The organism is Bacillus multifaciens, from assembly GCF_030756675.1.
GTDB classification, from domain to species: domain Bacteria; phylum Bacillota; class Bacilli; order Bacillales; family Bacillaceae_G; genus Bacillus_A; species Bacillus_A multifaciens.
The window spans coordinates 113743-137110 of the sequence record NZ_JAVBXD010000004.1 but is presented as its reverse complement, the minus strand read 5'-3'; the positions used below and the strand labels follow the sequence as shown (position 1 = coordinate 137110).

General features: G+C 35.5%; 16 protein-coding genes, 1 pseudogene and 2 other annotated features. Of the genes and pseudogenes, 12 read left to right on the top strand and 5 right to left on the bottom strand.

The genetic code is table 11. The features are described from left to right. Positions 1–3 precede the first annotated feature (3 nt). The gene (locus tag Q9306_RS04700) at positions 4–693 is read right to left on the bottom strand and encodes a YjjG family noncanonical pyrimidine nucleotidase (protein ID WP_306195827.1); all 690 of its coding nucleotides are present in this window, start codon (positions 691–693) and stop codon (positions 4–6) included. 238 nt (positions 694–931) lie between these two features. Continuing rightward, positions 932–1155 (bottom strand): annotated as a pseudogene (locus Q9306_RS04695) (IS256 family transposase); the annotation flags it as partial. A gap of 170 nt (positions 1156–1325) precedes the next feature. Between Q9306_RS04695 and Q9306_RS04690 the strand changes: the two are divergent. Then, positions 1326–3626: a GW domain-containing glycosaminoglycan-binding protein gene (locus Q9306_RS04690; protein ID WP_306195825.1), complete on the top strand. Its 2301-nt coding sequence runs from the start codon at positions 1326–1328 to the stop codon at positions 3624–3626. Between the two features lie 251 nt (positions 3627–3877). Here the strand turns inward: Q9306_RS04690 and Q9306_RS04685 are convergent, their stop codons facing one another. Then, a complete protein-coding gene (locus Q9306_RS04685) occupies positions 3878–4114 on the bottom strand; it encodes a hypothetical protein (RefSeq protein WP_306195823.1) in 237 nt (78 codons plus the stop codon). 254 nt (positions 4115–4368) lie between these two features. Beyond that, positions 4369–4610, top strand: a binding site (T-box leader). Between the two features lie 54 nt (positions 4611–4664). Here Q9306_RS04685 and ileS point away from each other — a divergent pair. The 3 genes from ileS to aspS all read left to right on the top strand — a co-directional run bounded on the left by ileS (position 4665) and on the right by aspS (position 14026). Continuing rightward, positions 4665–7769, top strand: coding sequence for an isoleucine--tRNA ligase (ileS, locus tag Q9306_RS04680; protein ID WP_306195821.1), 3105 nt, complete (start codon positions 4665–4667; stop codon positions 7767–7769). Between the two features lie 111 nt (positions 7770–7880). After that, the gene (locus Q9306_RS04675; protein WP_306195819.1) at positions 7881–12089 is read left to right on the top strand and encodes a tetratricopeptide repeat protein; all 4209 of its coding nucleotides are present in this window, start codon (positions 7881–7883) and stop codon (positions 12087–12089) included. A 322-nt stretch (positions 12090–12411) separates the two neighbouring features. Beyond that, positions 12412–12624, top strand: a binding site (T-box leader). Between the two features lie 109 nt (positions 12625–12733). Beyond that, on the top strand, positions 12734–14026 hold the full coding sequence (aspS, locus tag Q9306_RS04670) for an aspartate--tRNA(Asn) ligase (protein WP_306195817.1): 1293 nt from the start codon (positions 12734–12736) through the stop codon (positions 14024–14026). Between the two features lie 187 nt (positions 14027–14213). Here aspS and Q9306_RS04665 read toward each other — a convergent pair whose 3' ends face one another. Next, positions 14214–15011, bottom strand: a complete 798-nt coding sequence (locus tag Q9306_RS04665; RefSeq protein WP_306195815.1) for a lipid II flippase Amj family protein — start codon at positions 15009–15011, stop codon at positions 14214–14216. Positions 15012–15194: 183 nt separating this feature from the next. Here Q9306_RS04665 and Q9306_RS04660 point away from each other — a divergent pair, with 183 nt between their 5' ends. From Q9306_RS04660 to Q9306_RS04640, 5 genes are all read left to right on the top strand, one after another. Continuing rightward, complete coding sequence (locus tag Q9306_RS04660; RefSeq protein WP_306195813.1) at positions 15195–15836, top strand: class I SAM-dependent methyltransferase; 642 nt, start codon at positions 15195–15197, stop codon at positions 15834–15836. A gap of 14 nt (positions 15837–15850) precedes the next feature. Then, entirely contained in the window at positions 15851–16507 is a 657-nt protein-coding gene (locus Q9306_RS04655; RefSeq protein ID WP_306195809.1) for an HAD family hydrolase, read from the top strand. 169 nt (positions 16508–16676) lie between these two features. Beyond that, on the top strand, positions 16677–18116 hold the full coding sequence (locus Q9306_RS04650; RefSeq protein WP_306195803.1) for a GntP family permease: 1440 nt from the start codon (positions 16677–16679) through the stop codon (positions 18114–18116). Between the two features lie 134 nt (positions 18117–18250). Beyond that, on the top strand, positions 18251–18724 hold the full coding sequence (tsaA, locus tag Q9306_RS04645) for a tRNA (N6-threonylcarbamoyladenosine(37)-N6)-methyltransferase TrmO (protein ID WP_306195801.1): 474 nt from the start codon (positions 18251–18253) through the stop codon (positions 18722–18724). Then, a complete protein-coding gene (locus Q9306_RS04640; protein ID WP_306195799.1) occupies positions 18721–19161 on the top strand; it encodes a GNAT family N-acetyltransferase in 441 nt (146 codons plus the stop codon). The genes tsaA and Q9306_RS04640 overlap by 4 nt, the downstream gene beginning before the upstream one ends. A gap of 182 nt (positions 19162–19343) precedes the next feature. Here the strand turns inward: Q9306_RS04640 and Q9306_RS04635 are convergent, their stop codons facing one another. Further along, positions 19344–19883 carry an HAD-IIIA family hydrolase gene (locus tag Q9306_RS04635; protein ID WP_306195797.1) on the bottom strand — a complete coding sequence of 180 codons (540 nt, stop codon included), beginning with the start codon at positions 19881–19883 and terminating at the stop codon, positions 19344–19346. A 425-nt stretch (positions 19884–20308) separates the two neighbouring features. Here Q9306_RS04635 and Q9306_RS04630 point away from each other — a divergent pair, with 425 nt between their 5' ends. From Q9306_RS04630 to Q9306_RS04620, 3 genes are all read left to right on the top strand, one after another. Then, complete coding sequence (locus Q9306_RS04630) at positions 20309–21019, top strand: ABC transporter ATP-binding protein (protein ID WP_306195794.1); 711 nt, start codon at positions 20309–20311, stop codon at positions 21017–21019. Continuing rightward, complete coding sequence (locus tag Q9306_RS04625; RefSeq protein ID WP_306195790.1) at positions 21012–22214, top strand: ABC transporter permease; 1203 nt, start codon at positions 21012–21014, stop codon at positions 22212–22214. The genes Q9306_RS04630 and Q9306_RS04625 overlap by 8 nt, the downstream gene beginning before the upstream one ends. Before the next feature lie 548 nt (positions 22215–22762). Next, positions 22763–23338, top strand: a complete 576-nt coding sequence (locus tag Q9306_RS04620; RefSeq protein ID WP_306195784.1) for a YpjP family protein — start codon at positions 22763–22765, stop codon at positions 23336–23338. The last annotated feature ends 30 nt before the right edge of the window (positions 23339–23368 follow it).

Sequence of the window (23368 nt, the reverse complement as noted above, 5' to 3'; positions counted from 1 at the left end):
TATCTATTTTTTTAGTATGTTTTTAAGCTCCAGCAAATTAGAAATTTCATAAGTAGGTTTAAATTCTGATGTATTTGCAATTTTATTAGGATTAAACCAGCACGTATCGATACCAAAATTGATTCCGCCTTGTATATCAGAAGTTAAGCTATCTCCTACCATCAATACCTTGCTCTTGTCAGTATGTTTTATATTGTTTAATGCGTGTTCAAATATTTTAGAATCTGGCTTCGATACATTAACATCCTCAGAGACTACTATATCTTCAAAATATTTTGCTATAACAGATTTCCGTATTCTATTATCTTGAACATCTTTGAGACCATTGGTGATTATAGAAAGTCTATAGTCTTTATGCAGACTTTCTACAAGGTCTATACTCTGATCATATAAAAAAGATGCATAAGATAAATGTTTCATATATAATTGTGCAAATTCATCTTCATCAAATTCAGCATTTAATTTATTTGATAGCCGTATAAATCTTTCAACATTTAAGTTTTTCTGAGTAATAAGTCCATCCTCAAGCTCTTTCCAGATAGCTGTATTGATATCCTTGTATACTTTTAAATGGTAGCTTTCATCATACTCTATATTACACGCTAGCATTGTATTTTTAAGCGCATGTTTTTCAGACTTTTTAAAATCAAATAAAGTCTCGTCTGCATCAAATATTATAACTTCGTACTTCATATTAATCCTCCAAATATAGTTAGTTTTAATAGTTATCATATACAAACTTCTTATCAACGTGCTCATATGAGGTCCTGTTATACGTCAAAACGCTAGTTTGTAGATAAAATACTTTCTATTTTTTATGATACATAATAAATTACAATATTTGTGAAGTGTTGTATATGACATATGTCATACTAATCGGGGGATATGAGAAATCTTGAGAACAGGAAAATTACCTATTCCAATAACATGTGATTTGTATGTTTACATCACCGTACTCTGTGTGTTGCGTACGTGAAAAAGAACCATTATGTGAGTGGTCTAATTTGAAACCAATACAATCATATTTTGTATAGTCTAAAAACGCTGTTAAGTATGTTGCATGTAGCGTATTCACTGCTTTTGTTCACGGTAAGCTTTTGTAATATATTGTTTTTGGACTAGTGCTTTGATGACTTTTAATGTAAACTGTTTCATAGGACGACCTCTTTTCTGTGAATTATTTGAGGTAACTCAATTCTCATAAGAAAAGGTTTTTTTACGTCTTTTTTCATTTACATAAAATATTTTATACTCTCTAAGTATGCGAATAAGAAAAAAACAAATCAATTAAACTTACAATTTAAATTTAATAGGGGATAAGAATGATGAGTAAAAGTAATAAGTTAAAGATACGTAGTAAATCAGTTGCGGTGCTAGGGGTAACTGGGGCATGTTTATTTTTATCAGAACCAACGTTGATAAAAGCTGATAACTTACAATCTAACATTACAAAAGTACAAGAAAATCAAGTTGGTGATAATTTACAAGATAAATCACAAGATAATAGTTTCAAAACAGATAATTTACAAACAGACAACTCGCAAACTAATGGAGTTAAATCAAATAATTCACAAAACCCACAAGATAGTAATGTTAAATCAGAAAATATACAGGATAGAGATGTAGAATCGAATAGTCAACAAAATAACAGTGCTAAATCATTTAACATACAAAGTAATGAGGTCAAATCAGAGGATGGTACTAAATCATCTAACTCACAACCTAGCACGACAAATGTACAAGAGACTCAAATTATTGAGTTTTCACAAGGTAATGGTATTTGGTCTGTGCCATATGGATTACAAGGTGCAAACTATATTGATTCCACAAATAAGCATGCAGGAAAAGAAGTTCAACTGATTCAAAAAATGGTAGTAAATAATGCAACTTGGTATCAATTTAGTATAGACGGTAAAACAATAGGTTGGTTAGATAGTAAAGTATTAAGTAAATTATCGAACATACAAGAAATAAATCAAGACTTTATAATGGGTGCGACTTTTAATAATGGTATTTGGTCTTTACCGTATGGCGTTAAGGGTGCAAACTATGTAGATAATTCAGATAAATATGCATACGATAACATTAAATTAATAGAAAAAGCAACTTTTGGAGATACAACTTGGTATAAATTTAGTGTGGACGGTAAAGTAATCGGTTGGGTTGACGCTAAGGCATTAGACAAAGGTGAGGCAAAACCTGCTAATTTCTCTATAACAATTGGAACGACAAACGGTAACGGGATATGGTCAAAACCTTATGGTGTGATGGGTGCTCAATACTTAGGTTCTACTAATAATTATGCTTATCAAACAGTACAAGTAATAAAGACGGTTAAGAAGGGAGTTACAAACTGGTATCAAGTTAAAAATGATAAAGGGGTAGTTGGTTGGATAGATGGTGATAAAGCTGTAACTGATCTGGAAAATTTGCCTGTTGAAAACAGTTCAGCATTAATTGGTGGTTCTGCAAAACCTTCTGACGGTATTTGGAGTGTACCATATGGAGAATACGGTGCTCATTGGATTGCATCTGTTAGTGATTATAGCTTTAAACAAGTTAAAGTGATCCAAAAAGTAAAGAAAAATAATATTGTGTGGAGTAAAATCACATTAGGGGATAAGGTACTTGGTTGGATTGATTCAAGAACATTATCTAATCTTGTGATTAATGAAGAAAATAAAACGGTATTATTAGGAGATACATACGGTCATGATGTTTGGACTTTACCTTATGGTGAAAAGAACGCTAAATATGTAGGTTCTGCAAATAACTATGTAAATAAACCTATTAAAGTAATTGGTAGTTTAACAACGGAACAAACAGTTTGGTATCATTTTACAGTAGAGGGTAAAGAAGTTGGTTGGATTGACTCTAAGGCAGTTTCTAATGCATCTAACATAGTGGAAATGAATGAGACTTATCATGTATCAAATACTCAGGGCCATACTGTATGGTCAAGACCTTATGGTATGCAAAATGCAGCTTATATTGGCTCTGCTTCTGATTTTACTAATAAGAACTTAAATGTAAAATTATCTGTAAATTATAATGGTGTTACATGGTATGGTTTTAAAAACTCTAAAGGTAATTTAAATTGGATAGATAGTAGAGCAGTTGTTCAAGGTTCTACTTATCCACATTTGGATGTACCGATTATTAGTCAACGTGATCCTTATATTCCATCAAGAAATTTAGTATCCGGTTGTGAGATAACATCTGTAACTATGATGTTACAATATGCAGGTGCGAACGTAGATAAAGTTCAACTTGCATACGAAATGCCATATTCTAGTTTTGATCCAAATCAAGGTTTTGTAGGAAACCCTTTTGGTAGAGGTTGGACTATATATCCTCCAGCTTTGATGGATTTAGTACGTAAATACACAGGTAGTGCAATAAATCTAACTGGTTTAGAAATAAAAAGTAATTTAGACGCGGGGAAACCTGTCGTAGTTTGGATGACTATGCATGGTTTTACAGTTCACGCTATTACACTTGTAGGGTATGATGAAAACTATTTTTATTATAACGATCCTTGGACTGGTGAGAAAAACGCTTCTATGTATTGGTCTGATTTTTATAACAATTGGTCTACTCAAAATAGACGAGCAATTTCATATTAAAGTATTGGGTATGATTTAACATTTTTAACCAATGCATCTCCATCCTTTTATGTACAGGGCATAGCCCAATGAAAGGTGAAGATGCATTGGTTTTTTGTTTAGAAAAACATACATTTTTATCCTATAATCTACTTATGAAAGGTTCTTTACATTATAAATGTCCCATTGATTGGTAATTTCAAGTAAAACGCTAATTTTAGTAGGTGGCCCAATTCATAAGGGGCAAAGGAGAAAGTGTAAACATTAAATAATTAATTATTAAAGAATCCTAAAGCATACTTCACACCTTCATGAATATCAATCGTTTCGTACCCTGCTAATTCTTCAAGGGTAATATGCATTTTGACATTTTCTAATTCGTAACCACTGTCTAAGTCAATATTTAGGAGAACTTCATATCCATCAGTAGTAGCGTTCGTTTCGATAATGTTGAAAGTCTGAATTGCTGTACCTGTTTCATACTCGATTGGTTCTAAAAAATCTGACATAAAAACACCACCATTTTGTTTTAAAATCTAGTAATTGATGTATAGATTACTTCGTTTTTTCCTGATAATAAACATGTTTGGTTCTTTCAGTAGTTTAACCATGCGACATTCTGTTATTCATGTAACGTTCTTAAAGAAGTAGAATAAATAAGGGTAGCAAAGATAAAAATGAAATATATATAAATCAGAAAAATATTCTAAATCAATTGACAATTGGAGTTGCATTGGAATAAAATAACTGTTAACAAAAGTATACAAATCTGATGACGAGAACGAGTAAAATATATCACTGTTCCCCAGAGAGCCGGTGCCTTGCTGAAAACCGGTGTTCGGTATATGTTTGAAAATCATCTCCGAGGAGTCGGACTGAACTTAGTAAGTTCGAACGGTTGTCTACCGTTACAAGGAACGCGTATGATTGTACGTTGCTGAGTGCTATTGATGAACGATTGATCAATAGAAGTAGGGTGGTAGCGCGGGTAAACCCGTCCCTAATGATAGGGACGGGTTTTTTGTGTACTTTTCATTAATTCTTAAGGAGTGATTGTAGATGAAGAAGGTAGATGTGAAAGAATTAGCAGTAAGGAGAGAAGCTCGAATTCGTAAGCAATGGAATGAACAGAATGCCTTTGTGCAATCGATTCGAAATCGTGAAGGTGCACAATCTTTCGTATTTTATGAAGGACCGCCAACCGCAAATGGTCTTCCACATGTTGGGCATGCCCTAGGACGTACCATTAAAGATTTGGTTGCAAGATATAAAACGATGACAGGATATAAAGTACTGCGTAAGGCTGGATGGGATACACATGGATTACCGGTGGAATTAGGCGTTGAAAAGCATCTTGGTATTTCTGGTAAACATGATATTGAAAAGTACGGTGTAGAAGCCTTTCTGGCAAAGTGTAAAGAGAGTGTATTTACGTATGAAAAGCAGTGGCGTGAGTTTACAGAGAGTATTGGTTACTGGGTTGATATGGATGCGCCGTATATTACGCTTGATAATTCCTATATTGAAAGTGTTTGGCATGTTCTTGGGACGATTCATGAAAAAGGATTGCTGTATAAAGGTCACCGCGTTTCTCCTTATTGCCCAAGCTGCCAAACATCATTAAGCTCACATGAGGTGGCGCAAGGATATAAAACAGTGAAGGATTTAAGTGCAACAGTTAAATTTCAGCTTACAGATCGGGAAAACGAGTATCTTCTCGGCTGGACAACGACGCCATGGACGCTTCCAGCTAATGTAGCGTTAGCAGTTCATCCAGAGCTAGAATATGTGAGGGTGCAGCAAGGGGATGCGGTTTATATTGTGGCGAAAGAGTTAGCAAAAGATGTCCTGCAGAAAGAGTATAAAGTGTTATCTGTTCACAGGGGAAGCGAGTTAACAGGTCTTTCTTATATACCGCCATTTCAATTTGTAGAAGTCACAAATGGTTATTTTGTTGTAAATGCTGATTTTGTCACAGCCAATAGCGGTACAGGAATTGTTCATATTGCACCTGCATACGGAGAAGATGATTATAAAGTGGTCCAAGAACATGGACTATCATTTGTGAATGTTGTAAATGAGAAAGGAGAATACACATCTGATGTTCCTTTTTTACAAGGGAAATTTGTAAAAGAATGTGATGTTGATATTGTTCGCTATTTAGCTGAGCACGGTCTTCTTTATCATAAGGAGAAGTATGAACATAGTTATCCGCATTGTTGGCGCTGTGATTCACCGCTACTTTATTACGCAAATGAAAGTTGGTTCATTCGAACAACTGCGTTAAAAGAGCAATTTTTACAAAATAATAATGAAGTAACATGGTATCCAGAACATATTCAACATGGCCGGTTTGGTAACTTTTTAGAAAACATGGTAGATTGGAACATTAGCCGGAAACGATATTGGGGTACACCGCTAAATGTATGGGAGTGTGAAGCTTGTTACCATCAATTTGCACCGAAAAGCATTGAAGAATTAAGAAAATACGCAATTGGAATGGTTGATGAAAATATTGAATTGCATAAACCATATGTAGATGAAGTGAAAATCAGTTGTTCCGAATGCGGTGAAACAATGAAACGTACGCCAGAAGTAATTGATGTTTGGTTTGATAGTGGCTCGATGCCGTTTGCTCAGTATCATTATCCATTTGAAAATAAAGAGTTATTTGATGAACAGTTTCCGGCGGATGTGATTGCTGAAGGAATTGATCAGACGCGCGGATGGTTTTATAGCTTACTTGCGGTGTCTACACTGTACACCGGAAGAGCCCCGTATAAGCGTGTATTATCACTTGGGCATGTGTTAGATGAAAATGGGCAAAAAATGTCAAAAAGTAAAGGGAATGCGTTAGACCCAGTAGATTTAGTAGAAAAATTTGGAGCGGATGCTTTGAGGTGGGCGCTGCTTGTAGATAGTGCGCCGTGGAATCCGAAACGATTTTCAGAAAGAACTGTACAAGAAGCAAAGTCGAAACTAGTTGATACGTTGTTAAATGTATATAGCTTTTATGTATTGTATGCGGATTTAGATGGATACAATCCAAAACAGGAATATCGTACAAAGAAAACAAAACTGGATGAATGGGTATTATCAAGGTTGCATAGCACGATTCAGAAGGTAAGTATAGCTTTAGAAGATTATCAATTTACAACAGCTGCACGTGAAATAGCGTTATTAGTTGAAGAAGTAAGTAATTGGTATGTAAGACGTTCACGCAATCGTTTTTGGGCATCTGGTATGAATGCTGAAAAAGCGGCAGCATACGCTACACTTTACGAAGTACTTGTTACGATTAGTAAGCTGCTTGCTCCGTTTACACCATTTTTAGCTGAAGATATTCATTTCAATTTAGAAGGCAGCAGTGTTCATTTGACGGATTATCCAGTATGTGAAGAAGCACTAATTCAGAAACAGCTTGAAAGAGAGATGGGAGCTGTTTTACAAGTAGTTGAGCTTGGACGTAGCATTCGAAATCAACACACATTAAAAGTAAAACAACCATTAGCAAAACTTGTTGTATTTGAGAATACGAAGGAAGAAATGGATTGGGATTCGTATAAAGAAATTATAATGGATGAGCTGAATGTAAAAGAAGTGACAATCGAACATAGCGAAGCGGAGTATTTGTCATATCAGTTAAAGCTAAACTTTAAACAGGCAGGACCGAAGTTTGGAAAACAAATCAATTTGGTCAATCATTGGTTGCAAAATTTATCTAATGAAGAAGTAAAAGTGTTTCTAAAGGATGAAAATGGAGCATGTCAATTGTCGTCTGGAGAAGTTATCACAGTAACATTAGAAGATGTGTTTGTTGAAAAAGTACCGAAAACAGGATTTGCTGATGCTACGAATGGGGTATATACCGTTATGGTGGACACGAATGTGACAGTTGAATTGCTGCAGGAAGGAATGGCGCGAGAATTTATTCGCGCTGTGCAGGAATATCGCAAACAATTGAATTTGCCAGTAAATTTGCGAGTAGACATTGAAATTGAATGCGACGAGGAATTAAAGGATGTAATGATGAAGTATAAAGAATTACTGCAAGAAAACTTACTGATGAAACAATTATTTATCATGGAATCGATGCAACAAGCAGAACAAATCCAAGTAGGAAATAAGCAGGTATTGATTCATCTTAGAGCGAACGAAATATAAGATAAGAAAAACAGAGTGTACGCTCTGTTTTTTCTTTTAAAAAACGGTGAAAAACATTGTAAGTTCTATAGCTAGTATATAAAATTATGAAAAAAAGAATGGAGTGAAAAGATGCGAGATTTTGAGACATTAAGGGTATATGTAAAAAAGAAAGAATTTTTAAATGGTTTATCGGAAATTCAAAAGGAAATTGAGGGAATAAGAGAAAAAAATTCCCTTTCCTATATGAAAGAACGATTAGGTGAAATTTCTTCAGAAGAAGATTTTTATACACTCATTCAACTGTTGGATGAAGGCCTGATGCCATCTTATAGTAGATTTGTGGTGCGATATGCACATCGTCGTTTTAACAGTTTTCGGACGCTTACTTGGTTTTGTGATGATTTAATTGATGAACGAAAATCATTAGATGCAGAAGATCTGTTAAAAGAGGCATTGCAAAAAGAAGGTCATGCTGTTAAAAAAGAGCAGCTTGCAAAGGCATATTTCGTATTGGCACGCTGCATACTTGAAATGCGTCGTTATGAGGAAGCTTATACTTTTATGAATAGAGCAGAAGAGTTAAGTGAGATTCCGATTTTTGATAAATGGGGCTACTTCTATTTATTTAAAGGCGATTGGCTAAAGGCAGAAGAAGTACTGCGAAAAGGAATGAATTGTGAGGAATGTGCAGATACATCAACATATTTATTAGCAGAGTTGTATTCTATGAAAGGGGAACATGAAAAGTCATTACAAATCATTACGGAAGCGATGAGGAAATTCCCACAAGTTCCATTCTTTTACTTAGAAAAGATCAAAAGATTATATGATAAAAAAGCATATGATGAGTTAAGCCAAGTTTTACATGAAGTTCAAAACTTGTTGCCATTTCATAGTTATCAACCGTATTTCTCGCAAATTTGGGCGGAATTCTATTATATGAAAGATGATTGGATTACTCTACAAACATTGCTAGAAAACGAGAATAGTTTAAAAGATTCTCCTTATCACAACGCACTGCATTTTGCTGAGAAAAAAGAAGTGATGCTTTCAATTATACCTGTCGTACAGAAAGATAATTATTGCGTACCCGCAAGTATAGAAATGATATTGAAGCTTTTTGGAAAGCACAAAACGCAAGATGAAATTGCCAAGCACATTTTTGATGGAATAGGATCAAAGTTATCGAAAACAGTTGAATACGTAGAAGCGATCGGTTATAAAAGTCGTTTCTTTGTAGGTACAGTAGATATGTATAAAAAATTTATCGATGCCGGTGTTCCAGTTTTGCTTAGTGTCGATATAGATCATGTTTCACATGTGCAATTGGTAGTTGGTTATAATGATCAGTTGCAAATTTTATATATTCAAGATCCAAATTTTGCAGAGCGCATTCTTGTTACATATGAAGAGTTTGCAAAGCAGTATGTAAATACGAATTATTTATCCATCGCAATTGTTCCAAACGAGAAAAGTGAGCTTCTTTCTTCATTATGTAAAGAAGATGATTTGTATTTCCGGTGCATCTTTTCGTTAACAGATGAAATGGAATTTGCTGAACATGACGATGTGGAAAATTTATTAAGGCTTTTACACGAGCATAAAGAAAATCCTTATACATGGCTATATGCGATTAAGCATTTAGATTTACAAGACGGAAAGGAGTTTGTATATAACTGTGCGAAGCGCGCTTTATATGCTTATCCGGAATCCGATTATGTAAAACTTCATGCAGCGCAATGTTTTGTGCGTATCGAAGAACTAGAACAAGCATATACAGTATTAGAACAAGTAAATCATAAAGTTGTTAATCCATTCTATCATTTTACGCAAGGACGCATTGCGTTCGATGAATCTCGTTATGATGATATGATTGCTAGTTTTCGTGCGTCGCTCCAGTTAGACCCTGATCAGCCAGTAGCTTGGAGTTATATGGCTATTGGATATATGTATTTAGATGATTTGAAGCAGGCTCTAAAGTATTCGTCTATTGCAACGAGTCGTCACGAAGATCGTTTTGTTTTCGTTAATCATGCCCTTATTTTAATGGATGCGGACCAAAATGAAGAAGCATATGAAGTGTTTACTACGTTGTTAAAACAATATAAACGAGACGGATATGTCTGGTGTGAGCGTGCTAGGTGTGCTCATAAATTAGGAAAGTTAAGATCGGCAATTCGCGGACTTCAAATTGGCAAGGAATTAGATCGTCAACTACCGCTTCCATATATCATGTTAGCAGATATTTATGAAGCAGAATTAGACGAGGAAAGAAAAGCAGAAGAGGTTTTACTAGAAGGAATGCAACATGATGTCCAATCTGCTGCATTATATGCGAAATTAGGTGACTTTTATTTAGAACGAGAGCAATATGAAAAAGCACTGAAAATGTATGAAGTCGGGCTTCAACATGACGAGGAAGATGCATCCTGTCATGTAGGAATCAGTGAAGTTTACATGAAACAAAAAAGCTATGAAACAGGAAAACAATATATTTTTAGATTGAAAGAACAGTTTACTGAAGATAGCGACTTCCTTATTAATGCTGGGAAAATATTATGGAATGCTGCTATGGATCAAAACATAGAACAAAGAGAATTAGAATTAGCTCTAACGATAATGGAAGAAGGAATCGTTTGTATACAAAATAATTTCCGGGATGCATTAGAAATATATGTAACCCAACTAGAAGATACACCATTTTTACAAAGAGGAATTTCGTTTTTAAGTACTTTAGTTGAAAAAGATAATCGAAATATAGATTATTTATGTTATTTAGGTATTTTACAGGAGTCGGCTGGAAATTATATGAAAGCTATTCAACTGTATGAGCGAGCAGTGCAGATCACTGAAGATCCATTCCCGCATTTTAGGATCGGGGAAGTGTATAAAACATTGGAAGAATGGGAACAAGCAAAAAAAGCTTATTTACAATGCGTGAAACGAGATTCTACTTTTGCGATGGCACATTTAAAATTGGCTGAAATTTACTTTGTGGAAGAAAATTTAGAAAACGAACAACATCACATGTTTGCAGGTTGTAAACATGCACCTTTATTAGTAAATATGGAACATTTAGCGAATATATCAGTAAAAGTTGGGCGTCATAAGGAACTGATTGCAGCTTTAAACAAAAAGAAAGGGATTATTTCTGAAGTATGGCGTTTAAATAGTCTTGCGTATGTGTACGGGGCATCTGGTGAGAGGCAGAAAGAACGTGCTTATATAGAACAGGCGCTGGCAAAGGAAAATAATCATGAAGAGATATTACATCATTATGCGAAAATATTACTTGCTTTTCATGAAAAAGAGGGCTTACATGTTATTGAAAAGCTTATTATGCAAAATGTTCACAATGAAGAAGTGTATGTAACGTATATAGAAGAGTTGCGAAAGCGAAGAAAAAGTATAAGTGATGGTTTGAAGAATTTAGGCATATCAAACGAAGAAAAAAGCTATGCGTTTATGTATGCAGCTTCTGCACTTGAACAAAAATTTATGGAACAGATGGTGCAAGAAGAACAAGCAGGAGCATTTTTCACGAAAATGTATCGCCGCATTCGAAAACGTGCGCAAGATGTACTTTCTATTACATCTATTATTGATTTGTATGAAACGGCAATTCAGCTAAATCAAGAGAACAGTGCGGCGGTACAGCGATTTGCTCACTTTTATGTAAATGGTGATCTTAATGATGATGCAATAGAAACATTGCGTAAGGCACTTGAAAAACATTGGAATTATGAAATCGCCCATCAGTTAATTATGCTACTTTTAGAACATGCAGATGACAATGAGGCAAGGCTGCAAGAAGCATTGCGTGAAACAGAGAACATTTTGAAAGAAAGGCCGATGGACGCATCGATTCGAATGTTGCAAGGCACGATATTACTAGATTTACAAAGGGAAGAAGAAGGAGAAGATATTCTCCGTGCTTTAATAGAGGATGCTCCAATGATGAGTGGTAGTTTTATACATTTAGGTGCTCATTACAATAATCAAGAGCGTTACCGAGAAGCGATTGCTATATTGGAAAAAGGATTAGAGCATCATCCAGAAGAGGATGAACTATATATCGGTCTTGGTGTTTCCCATCATCTAAGCGGTGATACAAAAAGAGCGTTGGAGCTCATGGATGATGTGTTATTGATGGATGAATCACATTTGAATGCCAGGTATAATAAAGCATGCTATTTAGCTGTATTAAATCGAAAGGAAGAAGCGACCACTGAATTAGAGCGCGTATTACAAGAGGATGAAAGCGGCTATTTTGCAGAATTAATGGAAGAGGACCCAGATCTAATACGTATTAAAAAATATGTAAAGCAGTATATTTGATGAATTTTGGAAAGTTTATAGCAAAACTATATAAATACGAATTAAAAAACCGACATAAAACCATCTTTTTATAGGTGGGCGAGAGTATCTGTCTATGCATAGAAGCGGTCAGTGCCTTTTCCTGCCACATGCGAAGTGAAAACAAAGGAAGAAAGCGAGTGGAAGCTCCTTTTTTTCTGCATAGCAGTAATCTATATGTCGGAAAATCAAAATGAATTCATATATATCGGATGAACTGAAGAAGTAAGAGAAATAACTTTCCGAATTATTTAAAAAATAACTTGCATTTCGTTGTTCGAAAGGATAGAATATTCCGTAAATATAAAAAGCGATGAGCAGGAAAAGTACATCGTGAACTGATCTACAGAGAGCAATCGGTAGCTGAGAAGATTGCGATACAGCGTGATGGAAAGACACCTGTGAGTGTTATTTTGAACGTGAAGAACTAGTAAAAGTAAACGGAACCTACCGTTATCAGGCGAAAAGTGGTCAATATGACAATTTGGGTGGTACCGCGGTGAAATCCGTCCCTTTTATAGGGGCGGATTTTTGTATTCTTTGAAAGGGGTGAGCGGCCGTGGATGATGATGACAACGATAATGATAAATTTACAATCATACAATTAATAGTAGGAGGCGGAATGTATGAGTCAACAAATGAAGCGGTCGCTTATTAGCGAATGTACACCGCATGAAACCGTTGTATTACAAGGATGGGTGAAGAAAATTCGTCATTTAGGGAATATTAGCTTTTTATTACTTCGTGATCGAACAGGCGTCATGCAATGTGTACTTGAAAAAGAATGGTCTGGATATAAAGTAGAAGTAGAAAGTGTTGTGCAAGTTACAGGAAAAGTGATCGAAACAGAAAAAACAGAACTTGGAGTAGAGTTATTAGTAGAGGATATGCAGCTTATAAATGGTGCTGAGCCAATTCCATTTGAAGTGAATAAAAAGAAACTGCAGGTCGGTTTAGATCAAATGTTACATTCACGAACGTTATCACTTCGGCATGAACAAGTGCAAGCGATTTTTACAATTAAATCAATGTTTGCACATGCCTTTAGCGAGTATTTACTGCAGCATGGTTTTACAAGAATTTTCACACCGAAAATTGTTTCACAAGGGGCGGAAGGCGGAGCAAATGTATTTCAGTTTCAATATTTTGAAAAAGAAGCATATTTAGCACAATCACCGCAGTTTTATAAACAAATGATGGTAGCGGGTGGATTAGAACGTGTTTTTGAAGTGGCACCTGTGTACCGCGCTGAACATCACAATTCATCTCGTCATTTAAACGAATACATTTCATTAGACGTCGAACTTGCATTTATTGAAGACTTTTATGAGGTAATGAAGCTTGAAACGGATGTACTTCGGTATATGTTTGAAAAAGTACAGCAATATTGTGCAAAAGAGTTACAGTTGCTCAAAATTGAAATTCCAGTTATTACAAACATTCCAAAACTAACGGTGACGGAAGCACAAAATATTTTACAAAAAGAGTATCGAAAAGAATCACCGATAGGCGATTTAGATTCAGAAGGAGAAAAATTGCTTGGGAAGTATGTAAAAGAAACATACAATAGCAATTTTGTCTTTATCACTCATTATCCGAAAGAAACACGTCCGATGTATACAATGCCAAACCAAGAGAATCCTTCTATCACAGACTCTTTTGATTTATTGTATAAGGGATTGGAAATTACATCGGGGGCGCAGCGTATTCATAACTACGGTATGTTAGTTCGTTCTTTTGAAGAAAAGAGATTGAATGTAGAAAACTTTCAATCGTATATTGATACGTTCCGATATGGATGCCCGCCGCATGGTGGGTTCGCGATTGGGTTAGAACGACTTGTATATAAATTTTTAAACTTATCGAACGTTCGTGAAGCAAACGCATTTCCGAGAGACTGTACAAGGTTAGTACCGTAATGTAAAGTGAAACTTTCATCAGTGGAGGGCTTCATTCCCCACTGATGGAAAACGGGCAGTTGTCCTCCATCTCTCTTCTTCGCTTCTCTCTAAATCTTGAGGTGCGGGTCTTACTGCCCACGAATAGCGAGATAAAGTGAAATAATCCCCGGTAAGTGTACCGGGGATTTGTTATGAGAATCTATTTTCAATTCGTAATCGAAATAATCCACAATATCCAATGAGCTCCTGGCATAAAAAGAAGCTGAGCTAGTAATGTTCCTAAAAATCTAGAAATCATAAGCCATCCGTACATTTTCCCCATTGTTTCTGTACCGTTTTCTTTTTGGAGGGCTCGTTCTGTTAAGAGAGCGATTCGTGGGTCTAATAGGACAGTTAGTAAAATTGTCGCAAATCCATTAACGAGACCGGAAGCTGTACTTGCATTTGTTGCGTAAGCAGGATTTAAAAAAGAAGCGTATAAAGCAGAAAGAACGCCTGCTGTGTAAATAGCGGTAGCAAACATATTAATGAGCATAATTCGCTTTGGAATACCGCCAACTCGTATTCGATGAATCATTTCCAATTTTGGGAAACGGACATATTTTTTTGTGTATTTTAGTTTTTGAATGTTATTTGTTTTCATCATGCGAATGAAAGAACCGTCTGTTTCAAAGTTTTGAATCACATAGCCAAATAGTTTTGTTAGAGTCGGATATAAAAAGATGGCTAGTAATGTACCGATGGAAGCCGCTAATAAAATTAGACGAATCGTTCCTTCTAAATTGATGGAAGTGTCTTGCTTTGCTTGATCGACGATACCGCCAAGTAAAAAGGCTTGCAGTAAATTAGATGTTCTCGCAACAAGTAACACGATTCCAACTACAGATAAGGAAACAGCAATCTTTTTTAAACGAATTCCTGCAAGTCGGATACTATAGGAACTTGTTTCCACAGCATGAATGATAATTGTAAAAACTACTATGAAAATTAATTTTGTTGTCATGTGTATTCACCATCTATTATAAATTGGAAAATAAATCTAATCATACATGATGAGAAGGGTTTTGTACATCTTGAATTTTGTTTTGATGGTGACTTATAGCGTCTTATTGACTGAATATTTACATTTGAATGATTCTTTTGTAAAATAGTGAAGGTTGTGGCTAGAAATTTAAGGGGGATGGGGATGAAAGCATATTACAGTAACCGAGCGAAGAATTATGAAGAAGTATATTTTCGAGAAGAACCTATTAGACAAGCAGAACTGTTACAAATAGAAGATCTTTTGAAAGAAAAGTTTATAGGAAGGAATGTACTTGAGGTTGCTTGTGGTACAGGATACTGGACGCAATATGTTGCTGAAACGGCTAAGTACATTACTGCAATTGATTATTCGGAAGAAGTACTTGCGATAGCGAAAGAAAAGAAGCTTTTGCCATCTAAAGTTTCTTTTGTACAAGGAAATGCGTATAGATTAAATCAATTAGCAAAAACATTTAATGGAGCATACGCAAATTTTTGGTTTTCTCATATTCCGAAAGAAAATATTTTTTCCTTTTTAGAACAGTTTCATGAGGTTTTAGAATCAGGTTCGATTGTATGCATGGTAGATAATATGTATAACGAAGGAATTGGTGGAACACTTATTTCTAAGCCGAATGATGAAAATACATATAAAATCCGTTTATTAGCTAGTGGGCAGCAATATGAAATTATAAAAAATTATTACTCGAAAGAAGAACTTACAACTATTTTTGAACCATTTGCAGTAGATTTAGAGATTCATATGAATACATGTTTTTGGATCGTAACATATAAAGTAAAGTGAGTGGAGGAGAATATATGTATACAACTTTTTTATTCGATTTAGATGGCACATTAACAGATCCAAAAGAAGGTATTGTAAATTCAGTCGTATATGCCCTGCGAAAAATGGGAATAGATGAGCAGGATCATAACAAATTACTTACTTTTATCGGTCCTCCGCTTCAATATTCATTTGCGAATATATATGGAATGAATGAAAAACAAGTAACAGATGCAGTAACGTATTACCGTGAATATTTTAAAACGAAGGGGATGTTTGAAAATCATGTATATGAGGATATTCCTAATGTTTTACAAGAGCTAAAGGATGAAGGGAAGCGGCTATTTGTGGCAACATCAAAGCCAACTGTATTTGCAAAACAAATTTTAGAACACTTTCAGATGGCACATTATTTTGAAGAGATTGTCGGTAGTAATTTAGATGGAACACGCATTGCCAAAGCGGACATCATTCAGCATATTTTACATACATATGACGATTTAGAGAAAGAACATGTAGTTATGGTAGGTGATCGAGAGCACGATATAATCGGCGCGCGTCAAGTTGGTATCGATTCTATCGGAGTCATGTATGGGTACGGTAGTAAGGAAGAATTATCGGCGGCGGGAGCTACTCATATTATTAAAGGTGTAGAAAATATAAAGAAGTTTCATTATGTGGTAGAAAAATAATTGACGGAAAAGATAAGGTTGTCACCTTGTCTTTTTTTTGTATAGGAATGTTGTAAAAAAATTACTATATTTTGAGATTGGTAAAGGAATTTAAATTATAAAATGGAATTTTACAAAAAAGACTGAAAATTCTTTAAATATTTCCTTGGAAATTAGAAAGGATGAGCTCATGGAATTAGTCATTATTTTACTGGCACTTAGTATGCTAATGTTTGTAGCATATCGCGGATTTTCTGTTATTTTGTTTGCACCTATTTGTGCTCTGTTTGCTGTTTTATTAACAGAGCCGACTTATGTATTACCTTTTTTCTCAAATATTTTTATGGAGAAAATGGTTGGCTTTATTAAATTATATTTCCCTGTGTTTTTACTAGGAGCGATTTTTGGAAAGGTAGTTGAGATGTCAGGAATCGCAGAATCTATCGCAAAAACGATTATCCAAATTGTTGGGGTAAAACGAACGATACTGGCGATTGTATTAATGGGAGCGATTTTAACATATAGTGGTGTCAGTGTATTTGTTGTGGCATTTGCTATCTTTCCATTTGCAGCTAATTTGTTTCGTGAGGCAAATATACCGAAACGACTCATTCCTGGTACAATTGCACTTGGAGTGCTTACATTTACAATGGATGCACTTCCAGGAACACCGCAAATTCAAAATGTTATTCCGACAACATTTTTCAAGACAGATATTTATGCTGGACCATTACTAGGAGTTACAGGAGCAATTTTTATATTTATTGTCGGTATGGTGTATTTAGAAAGTCGACGTCGCAGGGCAGAAGCGCAAGGGGAAGGGTATTATGGATTTGACAATGGACATACGGAAATGGCAGCATCTATCGAAGCGGAACAAGGCGTAAAACAGCCATTCCCAACGACTGAAATTACACCACTTCGTCAAGTGCTTGCCTTCGTACCGCTTATTTTAGTTGGTGTCATGAACAAGATTTTTACAATTGCTATTCCAAAATGGTATCCAAATGGGTTTGATTTTGCGTCAATTGGTTTAAAAAGTTTTGGGAAAGTAGAATTGTCTGGAGTACTTGGAATATGGTCAGTAGAATTAGCACTTATCATGGGGATTATTGCAACACTCCTTTTAAATTGGAAGCGTGTATTTGTAGATTTTCAAACGGGATTAAATGTAAGTATTGGCGGAGCGTTACTAGCAGCAATGAATACCGGTGCAGAATATGGGTTTGGTGGTGTAATCGCATCTCTTCCAGGATTTAGCGTAATTCGTGATGGTATTTCAACAACTTTTACAAATCCACTTATTAACGGAGCAGTTACGACAAATGTACTTGCGGGGATAACAGGGTCTGCATCTGGGGGCATGGGAATTGCCTTAAGTGCAATGGCAGATAAGTATATTGCAGCTGCAGAGCAATTTCATATTCCATTAGAAGTGATGCATCGTATTATTGCAATGGCATCAGGCGGGATGGATACATTGCCGCATAACGGAGCTGTTATTACATTACTTGCTGTAACAGGGTTAACTCATAAACAATCGTATCGGGATATTTTTGCAATTACAATTATTAAAACGGCAGCTGTATTTGTTGTAATTGGCATGTATAGCTTAACAGGTCTCGTATAACGATAAGATAGAGGAGAGCGGAAGTTCTCTCTTCTTTTTGTTTATAATATTGTTATGTAAACTAAATTATTATTCGTGGAAAATATTCAGAAAATATATTATAATGTAAGTGGTTACAAAAAGGGGGGAATACGATGTTTTCGTTACAACCAATCGCTTTTGTACATAATGAACGAATCAATGTAGAAGATGATTTGTGGGGAGAAATTGAATCTGTTATTGAGTTGACAGATTTTTATACAGAAGAGAGTTTGCAAGGGATTGAACAATTTTCACATATTGAAGTGATTTTTTATTTTAATAGAGTGAAAGAAGAGAACATTCAGCACACAGCAAGACATCCTCGAAATAATGAAGAGTATCCGAAAGTAGGTATTTTTGCACAGCGGGGGAAAAATCGTCCGAATCGATTAGGTGCTACGATTGTAAAAGTAGTACGAAGAGAAGGAAAGCGCTTAGTTGTGCAAGGTTTAGATGCGATTGATGGAACCCCCATTTTAGATATGAAGCCAGTTATGAAAGAATTTTTGCCAAAAGAAGAAATTAAGCAGCCAGACTGGGCAACGGAGTTAATGAAGAACTATTGGAAAGGAAGCGAAGAAAAGTGAAAATATATCAAGCAACTATGGAAGACATACAAGGAGTAGCATCATTATTTAATGAGTACCGCATGTTTTATAGACAAGATTCTAATATGGAAGGAGCAGAGCAATTTTTACGTGAACGTATAGAACGAAAAGAATCCATTATCTTTGTAGCAATAAAAGATGGGAAATACGTTGGATTTACGCAACTGTATCCTTCTTTTTCTTCTATTTCGATGAAAAAGCTATGGATTTTAAATGATTTATTTGTACGAAGTGAGGCAAGAGGAACTGGAGTAGGGAAAGAGTTGTTAGAAAAGGCGAAGCAATTTGCAGTCGAGACAGGGGCAAAAGGATTAAAGCTCCAAACGGAAGTAGATAATGCAACAGCACAGCGTTTATATGTAGGGAATGGTTATATAAGAGATGATCGCTATTTCCATTATGAATTAACATTATAAAAATCCATATATAACTAGTGATATATATCCAAGCATATTGCAATATCGTTTCATAACATATGGATATGTAAGGACAGGCTTTTCATAAAGAGATAGTTTTCGTATTTATGCAGATGAGGTATGCAAAGCGAGTGGAATGACTAAACAGCAATGCCGTTTTACATGGCATTGCTGTTTTATTTTTATTTAGCATGTGAAAGGAGCCATGAAACAGCATCCTCTAGGTTTTTTGCAATATAATCAGCATTCATACTCGCCCATTTATGACGGTACGTGTGCAGTGCATCGTGTCCAGCACCTGTTTGCACTAAAATTGTTGTGGCACCGACTTGTATACCTGCAACAATATCGCTCCACCGATCGCCGATTACCACACATTTTGTTAAATCAAGATGATGTTTTTTCGCTGCTTGAAGAAGCATTCCTGTTTCTGGCTTACGACAATTGCAGCCATCACTATGTCGGTGCGGACAAAGATAGATGTCGTCAAAACCAAATGCCTCTAATTCTTGAATAAAGTCTTCAGTTGTTGCTTTGCCATCCGCAATGCCCGGTTGGTTTGTAAAGGAAAATAGTTGTATGTTTTGTTTTTTGAGTTTATGTAGAGCCATCTCAGTAAATGGGAATAACTGAAACTCTCCAGGATAATGAATCGTCGTATCGCCACCGATTGTACCGTCACGGTCGATGAAAATAGCTTCGATGTTCCGTTTATTTGTCATAGTAAATATCCTTTCTTGTCGTTTGTTAGAAATGTTTTATAAAAAGGTGTGTATGGAATAACAAAAAAATATTTTGAACTCAGAATATAAAGTATTCTACTATTGAGATTATTTTCCTGCATATGAATGGTATCTTCACTACGTATCATATGAATCCATTTTGATTTTCCGACATATAGATTGCTGCTATGCAGAAAAAAAGGAGCTTCCACTCGCTTTCTCCCTTTGTTTAAACTTAGCATGTGGCAGGAAAATGCACTGACCGTTTCTATGCATGGACAGATGCTCTCGCCCACTTAAAAAAAGATGGTTTTATGTCGTTTTTTTAATTTGTATTTATATAGATTGAAAAGTCGTTTTATTGAAAAATATGTTATTATTTTCATAGGGATTTATTGTAAGTACATATAGAGAGAGGGATGTAGTTGCTGCAAGTAAATATAAATTCAGCTGGATACGATGCTGGAGAACAAACGATACATAACATTGCCTTTTCAATTGAACAAGGTGAACTCGTTGCTTTAATTGGCGCAAACGGAGCAGGAAAGAGTACAACGATAAAAGCGATTCTTGGATTATTGGCGCATATGGACGGAGAAGTCTCATTTGGAGAGAAAAAGAATCCGTATGCCTATGTACCAGAACATCCAACGTATTACGATTATTTAACATTATGGGAACATATTGAACTTTTGATGGCTGCTAGAGATGTTAAATCAGGCAGCTGGGAAATAAAAGCGGAAGAGTTGTTGCGTACGTTTCGGATGGACAAGCATAAGCATGAATATCTGTCGAAGTTTTCAAAAGGAATGAAACAAAAGTCAATGCTTATTTTAGCTTTTTTAACAGAGCCTGATTTTTATATTATTGATGAACCGTTTATTGGGTTAGATCCGACCGCAACTCGTGATTTTCTCAACTTTTTGTATAAAGAAAAGGAGCGCGGGGCTGGCATTTTACTTTGCACACATGTGTTAGATACAGCAGAAAGAATATGTGAGCGTTTCTTATTAATTTCAGAAGGAACGTTATTTGCAAATGGAGATTTACGTAGTATTCAAACGCTTGCTAACATGCCAGAAGGGACGTTGTTAGATTGTTTTGATGTGATTGTAAGGCGGGAGCAACATGATTAGAAAATTATTTTATAAGAGACTATTTTATGAATTAAAACGAAAATGGAAAGCAGTGCGTTCTGTTGTCGATTGGACGATTGCATTATATGGAGTTGTTCCAGCACTTGTATTTAGTTGGATATACTATGCTTCACTTTGGAAAAATGGACCAAAAGATGAAGATATAATTTATTGGTTTATCGGGCTTTTTGTTTTTTACAGCACAACGTTTTCAAGAAGTGTACGTTCATTTTTGGAACAAGCAGATAGTTTGTTTTTAATTCAATTTCCAAATCGGATTAAACAAATGATGAAATATGGAATGATATATTCTTTTTGTCGTATTTGCTTCACAAGTGCATTTGTAACAATACTATTCCTACCCATCTTTTTGAAAGTTTTACATGGAACAGGAATACAAGCTTTTTTCTGCTTTGTATTTTTGACTTGCTTTCGTTTCACACTTTCTTTGCTACAACGGTACATTGATGTTCGGTTTCATAAACAGTGGCAAGTGATCATTATTAAAAATATTCTCTTTTTTGTAGGCGTTGTATATGTAAGTATGACATATAGGTATATATTACAACAGTCTTTTTATACGATTTTGTTTTTTGTCCTTCTCTTTATCATAAGTTTCTTCTTAGTAAAAGAAAAAATGGAGTACCATCGCTTTTTCTTTAAAGAAACTGAAAAAGAAAAAGGAGAAGCAATGAGATGGACAACGCAAATAATGACAATTGGGGGACAGGTACAAAAACCTACAAACATAGCGAAGCCGTGGTTATTTCCGCGTTCTAAACGTATATTATTAGGAAAGAGCAATGATGCTAGAATCATTGAAGCTTTTCTAAAGGAATATTTTCGCTCGGGTGATGCGAGTGGTTTTTACATTCAGATTATCATTGTAAGCGCAATTGCTATTTGGCGTGCGCCGTGGTGGATTGCTGCAATCGTTATTTCGTTTGCGTTATTTGCAATAGATCGTTATTCGAACGGAAAATGGAAGGTTTTTTCAGGGAAATTATTTTTACAGTTATATTGTTCAGAAGGAAAGAAAATATGGCTGTCACAGAAAGCAAAAGCATATCTCCTTATACCAGCTTTATGTGTATATGGCATTGCAGTACTAGCTCATTTTTATATGATTCCTGCTGTAGTTTGTGCAGGGATTGCAATTGGACTAACAGTGTGGATTCTATTTATCCCGCATTAACGGGCAGTAAGAACTCTACCTCAAGATTGGGAGAGAAACATTGTCCAGCTCCAGTGGCTAGAATGTTCGGTGGCTTCGCTTCTTCCTACGAGGTAAAAAGCACCTCTACGTCAGAAGCTCCATCCCCCTCACATTCTGAACGAGCCACTTCTGCTTTTCTTAAGAAGAAAGGTGGGGGATAACTGCCCGTAAAAGCCCGATTCGTTCAACTAACCGTCAGTGGGGATGAAGAAAACCCCCACTGATGGAAGTTTCACTTTATTTCTAACAAAAAAAGAGCTGGATAGCTCTTTTTTTTGTTAATCAGTAATCGACACATACATAAAATAGACGAGAACACAAATGCTTACGGCTGAAAACAGAAGGTCAAGGTTCAAATGGAAAACCTCCTAGTCAAATCAAAGAATAATACTTATTATATGAAATCTTACTATTCCATATTCAAATCATGCTAATGTTAATAAATTTGTAAAGTGCAAAAATTGGCATCATTTTGTATAATAGAAGAAATAGTTATAAATATATATAAAGAAAGGGAGGGATACAACATGCCAAAATGGATGAAAAAGACACTCGTCACGTTAATTACTGTATTTACATTTGGATTAGTAACACCTCCTTCTGTACTGCTTGATTCTGCCAAAGCGGACAAGCCTGCAAAACAACAAAATCTAGAGCAACCGCCGTATACACTGGATGAAAAGTCAAATGAAATAGGTTCAGAAGTATTTCTTTCTTATGCGATGCAGGAAGCTGAGCGGCAATCGATGGAGAAATTCGGATCGAAAATTGGCCCGGTAATTGAAGATGAGTTTAAAGGTGTGATATTGCCGAAAATAGAAGAAGCGCTTGCGGATCTTGCGAATCATACATCAGAAGAATCGTTACAGTCTTTGGCAATATCACAAAAACCAGCCGGCGGGAAACATGAAAAGATTTTTCATGTTTATGATACAAAAACTGGTGATGACTTACTCCGTTTTCACGTAAGACGAGATCATCCGCCGCAAGATGGCTATTATTTTAATTTTCATTACCATCGTTATGATGATGACTTTACAGCACATTATGAGCTTGGGGATATTTATTGGAATACGAATACACCGCCGCAATGGCTATCATAGAAAAAGGAGAACAAGGAGAGATACCTTGTT